Origin of the sequence: Streptomyces sp. NPDC049577 (genome assembly GCF_040675635.1) — a bacterium.
In the GTDB taxonomy this organism is placed as follows: Bacteria; Actinomycetota; Actinomycetes; order Streptomycetales; family Streptomycetaceae; genus Streptomyces.
The window spans coordinates 1-6,704 of the sequence record NZ_JBFAPH010000341.1; the positions used below are offsets into that span (position 1 = coordinate 1).

Here is a 6,704-nt window from a genome sequence, read left to right on the forward strand (position 1 = left end):
GTCGCCAGGCTGCTCGACGAGGAGCCCGAGCAGGCGTACGCCTACTCCCGTGTCGCCCTGCGGCTCGCGTCCCGCGTTGCCGCCGTGCGCGAGGCATGGGCGGTACCCCCACCCGCAGGACGGGATTCGACGGCCGTCACGCACACCCCTGACAGAGATAAGGCCAGCAAGCAACAGTCGGGTGGAAGAACCCGGTAAAGACTTGCGCGTACCACGCCACTCTAGACGCAGGGGGTACCGCGCCCTTCGCCGGGGTCGGGTCGTGTTGGCCGCCGCCGCGCCACCCGCGGCGCGCCCCGCGGGCTCCCCCGCACGCCCCACACGCCCCGGGTGACATGACAGAACGGTCGCGTTCGAGAGGCGGGCGGGCGCGCCTACCGGCAGGCTGGAGGCATGGCCGTCACAGCCGTGACGGGAATCTTTGCTACCCCGAAGTGGTTGCCCGGGGCGATGGACCGGGCAGCCGACTGTACGTCGAAAAGATGCCCGTCCCGGCAGGGGTAGGCTCGTCTGCGCCGCGTCGTGGCGGAACATACCGCCCCCGGCAAGCTGAACATGTGGAGAGGAGCCCTGACCTAGGGTGAGCAACCAGCCGACCACCACAGACCTCGAGTGGACCGAACTGGACGAGCGGGCGGTCGACACCGCCCGCGTCCTGGCGATGGACGCCGTGCAGAAGGTCGGCAACGGCCATCCCGGCACGGCCATGAGCCTGGCGCCCGCCGCCTACCTGCTCTTCCAGAAGCTCATGCGGCACGACCCGAGCGACGCCGACTGGACCGGCCGTGACCGCTTCGTGCTCTCCCCCGGCCACACCAGCCTCACGCTGTACGTCCAGCTCTTCATGGCCGGCTACGGCCTGGAGCTCGCCGACCTGAAGGCCTTCCGCACCTGGGGCAGCAAGACCCCCGGCCACCCGGAGTACGGCCACACGCGCGGCGTGGAGACCACCACCGGTCCGCTGGGCCAGGGCATCGCCAACGCCGTGGGCATGGCCATGGCCGCCCGCTACGAGCGCGGTCTGTTCGACCCGGAGGCGCCGGCGGGCGAGTCCCCGTTCGACCACACCATCTGGGCGATCGTCTCCGACGGCGACCTGGAGGAGGGCATCTCCGCCGAGGCGTCCTCGCTGGCCGGTCACCAGAAGCTCGGCAACATCGTCGCGCTCTACGACGACAACCACATCTCGATCGAGGGCGACACCGAGACCGCGTTCTCCGAGGACGTCCTGAAGCGCTACGAGGCCTACGGCTGGCACGTCCAGCGCATCGAGCAGGCCGCCAACGGCGACTTCGACATCCAGGCCCTGTACGCGGCGCTGAAGGCGGCCCAGGAGGAGACCGAGCGTCCCTCGATCATCGCCGCGCGCACGATCATCGCCTGGCCCGCCCCGAACGCGCAGAACACCGAGGCCTCCCACGGCTCGGCGCTGGGCGAGGCCGAGGTCGCCGCGACCAAGCGGGTGCTGAACTTCGACCCGGAGCAGCACTTCCAGGTCGAGGACTCGGTCTTCGACCACGTCCGCAAGGTCGTCGACCGCGGCCGCGAGGCGCACGCCGCCTGGGACAAGCGCATCCTGGAGTGGCGCGCCGCCAACCCGGAGCGCGCCGCCGAGTACGACCGCATCACCGCCGGCGAGCTGCCCGACGGCTGGGAGAAGGCCCTCCCGGTCTTCCCGGCCGGCAAGGCCGTCGCGACCCGCAAGGCGTCCGGCGAGGTCCTCAAGGCGCTGGGCGGCGTGCTCCCCGAGCTGTGGGGCGGCTCCGCCGACCTCGCCGGCTCGAACAACACCACGATCGACGCGTCGTCGTCCTTCCTCCCCGTGGGCAACCCCCTGCCGGAGGCGAACCCGTACGGCCGCACGATCCACTTCGGCATCCGCGAGCACGCCATGGGCTCGACCATGAACGGCATCGCGCTGCACGGCAACACCCGCGTCTACGGCGGCACCTTCCTGGTGTTCTCCGACTACATGCGCCCGGCCGTGCGGCTGGCCGCGCTGATGAACCTGCCGGTCACCTACGTCTGGACGCACGACTCCATCGGCCTCGGCGAGGACGGCCCGACCCACCAGCCGGTCGAGCACATGGCCGCCCTGCGCGCCATCCCGGGCCTGAACATGGTCCGCCCGGCCGACGCCAACGAGACGGCGATCGCCTGGCGCGAGATCGTCAAGCGGCACACCGCCAAGCCGGCCCCGCACGGTCTGGCCCTCACCCGGCAGAACGTGCCGACCTACGAGCCCAACGAGGGCGTCGCCAAGGGCGGCTACGTGCTGTTCGAGGCCGAGGGCGGCCGTCCGCAGGTGATCCTGATCGGCACCGGTTCCGAGGTCCAGCTGGCCGTCGAGGCCCGCGAGGCGCTCCAGGCCGAGGGCATCCCGACCCGTGTGGTCTCCATGCCGTCGGTGGAGTGGTTCGAGGAGCAGGACCAGGCCTACAAGGACGGCGTGCTGCTGCCGGACGTCAAGGCCCGGGTCGCGGTCGAGGCGGGCGTGGGCCTGACCTGGCACCGCTACGTCGGCGACGCCGGCCGGATCGTCTCGCTGGAGCACTTCGGCGCCTCCGCCGACTACCAGGTGCTCTACCGCGAGTTCGGTCTGACCCCGGACGCCGTCGTCGAGGCCGCCCGCGAGTCCATCGCCGACGCCGGCCGCCGCTGACGCCCGCACCACAACTGCTAGGAGATGCAGAACCCATGACAGACGCACTCAAGCGCCTCTCCGACGAGGGCGTCGCGATCTGGCTGGACGACCTGTCCCGCAAGCGCATCACGTCCGGCAACCTGGCCGAGCTCATCGACCAGAGCCACGTCGTGGGCGTCACGACGAACCCCTCGATCTTCCAGAAGGCCATCTCGGGCGGCGAGGGCTACCAGGCCCAGCTCGCCGATCTGGCGGCCCGTGAGGTCACGGTCGAAGAGGCCATCCGCATGATCACCACGGCGGACGTCCGCGACGCCGCCGACATCCTGCGCCCGGTGTTCGACGCCACCGACGGCCGCGACGGCCGGGTCTCGATCGAGGTCGACCCGCGCCTGGCGCACAACACCCGGGCCACGGTCGCCGAGGCCAAGCAGCTCGCCTGGCTGGTGGACCGCCCGAACACGCTCATCAAGATCCCGGCGACCAAGGCGGGCCTGCCGGCCATCGCCGAGACGATCGGGCTGGGCATCAGCGTCAACGTCACGCTGATCTTCTCCCTGGAGCGCTACCGCGCGGTCATGGACGCCTACCTGACCGGTCTGGAGAAGGCCAAGGCCGCCGGCCTGGACCTCTCGAAGATCCACTCGGTCGCGTCCTTCTTCGTGTCCCGCGTGGACACCGAGATCGACAAGCGTCTGGACCAGCTGGGCACCGAGGAGGCCAAGGCGCTGCGCGGCAAGGCCGCCCTGGCCAACGCCCGCCTCGCCTACCAGGCCTACGAGGAGGTCTTCTCCTCCGACCGCTGGGCCGCCCTGGAGAAGGCCGGCGCCAACAAGCAGCGTCCGCTGTGGGCCTCGACCGGTGTGAAGGACCCGGCCTACAAGGACACGCTGTACGTGGACGAGCTGGTCGCCCCGAACACGGTCAACACCATGCCGGAGGCCACCCTGGAGGCCTCCGCCGACCACGGTGCGATCACCGGTGACACCGTGCGCGGCACCTACGCGCAGGCCAAGGCGGAGCTCGACGCGCTCGCCAAGCTGGGGGTCTCCTACGACGAGGTCGTCCAGCTGCTGGAGGACGAGGGCGTCGACAAGTTCGAGCAGGCGTGGAACGACCTTCTGAAGTCCACTGAGGCGGAGCTCAAGCGCCTCGCTCCGGAGGCATGAATTGAGCAGCAGCAATCCGCTGCGTGACGCACAGGACCGGCGGCTCCCGCGTATCGCGGGGCCGTCGGGCCTGGTCATCTTCGGCGTCACGGGCGATTTGTCCAGGAAAAAGCTGATGCCGGCGGTCTACGACCTGGCCAACCGCGGTCTGCTGCCCCCGGGCTTCTCCCTGATCGGCTTCGCCCGCCGTGACTGGGAGACCGAGGACTTCGCCCAGATCGTCCACGACGCGGTCAAGGAGCACGCCCGCACGCCCTTCCGCGAGGAGGTCTGGCAGCAGCTGGTGCAGGGCTGCCGCTTCGTGCAGGGCGACTTCGGCGACGACGAGGCCTTCGAGACCCTCAAGGCGACCATCGAGGACCTCGACAAGGTGCAGGGCACGGGCGGCAACTTCGCCTTCTACCTGTCCGTCCCCCCGAAGTTCTTCCCCACGGTGGTCCAGCAGCTCAAGAAGCACGGGCTGGCCGAGCAGACCGGCGGCTCCTGGCGGCGCGCCGTCATCGAGAAGCCCTTCGGCCACGACCTGAAGAGCGCCCAGGAGCTCAACCGGATCGTCCACGACGTCTTCCCGGCCGAGTCGGTCTTCCGCATCGACCACTACCTGGGCAAGGAGACGGTCCAGAACATCCTGGCGCTGCGCTTCGCCAACACCCTCTTCGAGCCGATCTGGAACCGGTCCTACGTCGACCATGTGCAGATCACCATGGCCGAGGACATCGGCATCGGCGGCCGCGCCGGCTACTACGACGGCATCGGCGCCGCCCGTGACGTCATCCAGAACCACCTCCTCCAGCTGCTGGCGCTGACCGCCATGGAGGAGCCCGCCACCTTCGACGCGGACGCGGTGGCCGCGGAGAAGACCAAGGTGCTGGGCGCCGTCCGGCTGCCCAAGGACCTGGCCAAGGAGACCGTGCGCGGCCAGTACGCGCACGGCTGGCAGGGCGGCGAGGAGGTCGTCGGCTACCTCGAGGAAGAGGGCATCGACCCCAAGTCGAAGACCGACACCTACGCGGCCGTCAAGCTGGAGATCGACAACCGCCGCTGGGCGGGCGTCCCCTTCTACCTGCGCACCGGCAAGCGGCTCGGCCGCCGCGTCACCGAGATCGCGGTCGTCTTCCAGCGTGCCCCCTACTCGCCCTTCGACCAGACCGCCACCGAGGAGCTCGGGCAGAACGCCCTGGTCATCCGGGTGCAGCCGGACGAGGGCGTCACCGTGCGGTTCGGCTCCAAGGTGCCGGGCACCTCGATGGAGGTACGGGACGTCTCGATGGACTTCGCCTACGGCGAGTCCTTCACCGAGTCCAGCCCCGAGGCGTACGAGCGGCTCATCCTGGACGTCCTGCTGGGCGAGTCGAACCTCTTCCCCCGCCTGAAGGAGGTCGAGCTGTCCTGGGAGATCCTCGATCCCATCGAGGAGTACTGGGACAGGCACGGCAAGCCCGCGCAGTACCCGGCCGGCACCTGGGGCCCGGTCGAGGCGGACGAGATGCTCGCACGAGACGGACGGAGCTGGCGCCGGCCATGAAGATCGATCTCACGGACACCACGGCCAGCAAGATCAACAATGCGCTGGTCCAGGGTCGCCGTGCCATCGGCGCCCCGGCCATCGGCATGGTCCTCACCCTGGTCATCGTCACCGACGAGGAGCACGCCTACGACGCGCTCAAGGCGGCCGACGAGGCCTCGCGCGAGCACCCCTCGCGCAAGCTGGTCGTCATCAAGCGGCGGGCCGGCCGCTCCCCCCGCGACCGCTCCAAGGCCCGCCTCGACGCCGACGTGCGCGTGGGCGCCGACGCGGGCACCGGCGAGACGGTCGTGCTGCGGCTGTACGGCGAGGTGATAGACCACGCCCAGTCGGTGGTGCTCCCGCTGCTGCTGCCGGACGCCCCCGTCGTCGTCTGGTGGCCGGTGGCCTCGCCGACCGACCCGCACAACGACCCGCTGGGCGCCCTCGGCCAGCGCCGGGTCACCGACACCTACGCCGCCGAGAACCCCGTCGCCGAGCTGTCCGCGCGCGCCGCGAACTACACCCCCGGCGACACGGACCTCTCCTGGGCCCGGATCACGCCGTGGCGCTCCATGCTCGCGGCCGCCCTGGACCAGCGGCCGGACACCGAGGTCATCTCGGCCGAGGTGGAGGGCGAGACCTGCAACCCCAGTGGCGAGCTGCTGGCCATGTGGCTCGCCGACCGCCTCGGTGTGCCGGCACGGCGCACCGTCTCCGAGGGGCCCGGCCTCACGGCCGTCCGGCTGGAGACCAGGAACGGCCCGATCGTGCTGGAGCGGGTCAACGGCTCCGTGGCCACGCTCTCCCTGCACGGCCAGCCGGACCGCGCCGTCGCCCTCAAGCGCCGCGAGACGGCGGAGCTCCTGGCGGAGGAGCTGCGCCGCCTCGACCCGGACACGATCTACGAGTCCGCGCTGAAGTACGGCGTCGAGCGGCTGTCGACCGGACCGTCCGAGCCGGCGGCCGAACCGGCGGCGTCCGAGGCACCGGCCGAGGCCCCCGCGGCCGCGGCGAAGAAGGCCGCCGCCAAGAAGGCGGCCGGCAAGTGAGCACCCCTCAGGTCGTCGTCCACCGGGACAAGGAGCTGATGGCCCGGGCCGCGGCCGCCCGGCTGATCACCAAGATCGTGGACGCCCAGGCGGCCCGGGGCTCGGCCTCCGTCGTGCTCACGGGCGGGCGCAACGGCAACGGGCTGCTCGCGGCCCTCGCCGCCGCGCCCGCCCGGGACGCGGTCGACTGGTCCCGGCTGGACCTGTGGTGGGGCGACGAGCGGTTCCTCCCCGAGGGCGACCCCGAGCGCAACGCCACACAGGCCCGCGAGGCGCTGCTCGACGCCGTCGACCTGGACCCCGCCCGCGTCCACTACATGCCGGCCGCGGACGGC

The 6,704-nt window shown here is 71.1% G+C and carries 5 protein-coding genes and 1 pseudogene; all 6 read left to right on the top strand.

The genetic code is table 11. The annotated features are described in order from the left end of the window. A pseudogene (locus AB0K09_RS27585) lies at positions 1-198 on the top strand (hypothetical protein); the annotation flags it as partial. Positions 199-580: 382 nt separating this feature from the next. Further along, positions 581-2,662 carry a transketolase gene (tkt, locus tag AB0K09_RS27590; protein WP_366068122.1) on the top strand — a complete coding sequence of 694 codons (2,082 nt, stop codon included), beginning with the start codon at positions 581-583 and terminating at the stop codon, positions 2,660-2,662. 35 nt (positions 2,663-2,697) lie between these two features. Then, positions 2,698-3,813 carry a transaldolase gene (tal, locus tag AB0K09_RS27595; protein WP_366068123.1) on the top strand — a complete coding sequence of 372 codons (1,116 nt, stop codon included), beginning with the start codon at positions 2,698-2,700 and terminating at the stop codon, positions 3,811-3,813. 1 nt (position 3,814) lies between these two features. Then, entirely contained in the window at positions 3,815-5,338 is a 1,524-nt protein-coding gene (gene zwf / locus AB0K09_RS27600; protein ID WP_366068124.1) for a glucose-6-phosphate dehydrogenase, read from the top strand. Then, on the top strand, positions 5,335-6,369 hold the full coding sequence (gene opcA, locus AB0K09_RS27605; protein WP_366068125.1) for a glucose-6-phosphate dehydrogenase assembly protein OpcA: 1,035 nt from the start codon (positions 5,335-5,337) through the stop codon (positions 6,367-6,369). The genes zwf and opcA overlap by 4 nt, the downstream gene beginning before the upstream one ends. After that, on the top strand, positions 6,366-6,704 hold a 339-nt coding region (locus AB0K09_RS27610; protein WP_366068126.1), incomplete at its 3' end, for a 6-phosphogluconolactonase. The genes opcA and AB0K09_RS27610, both read left to right, overlap by 4 nt.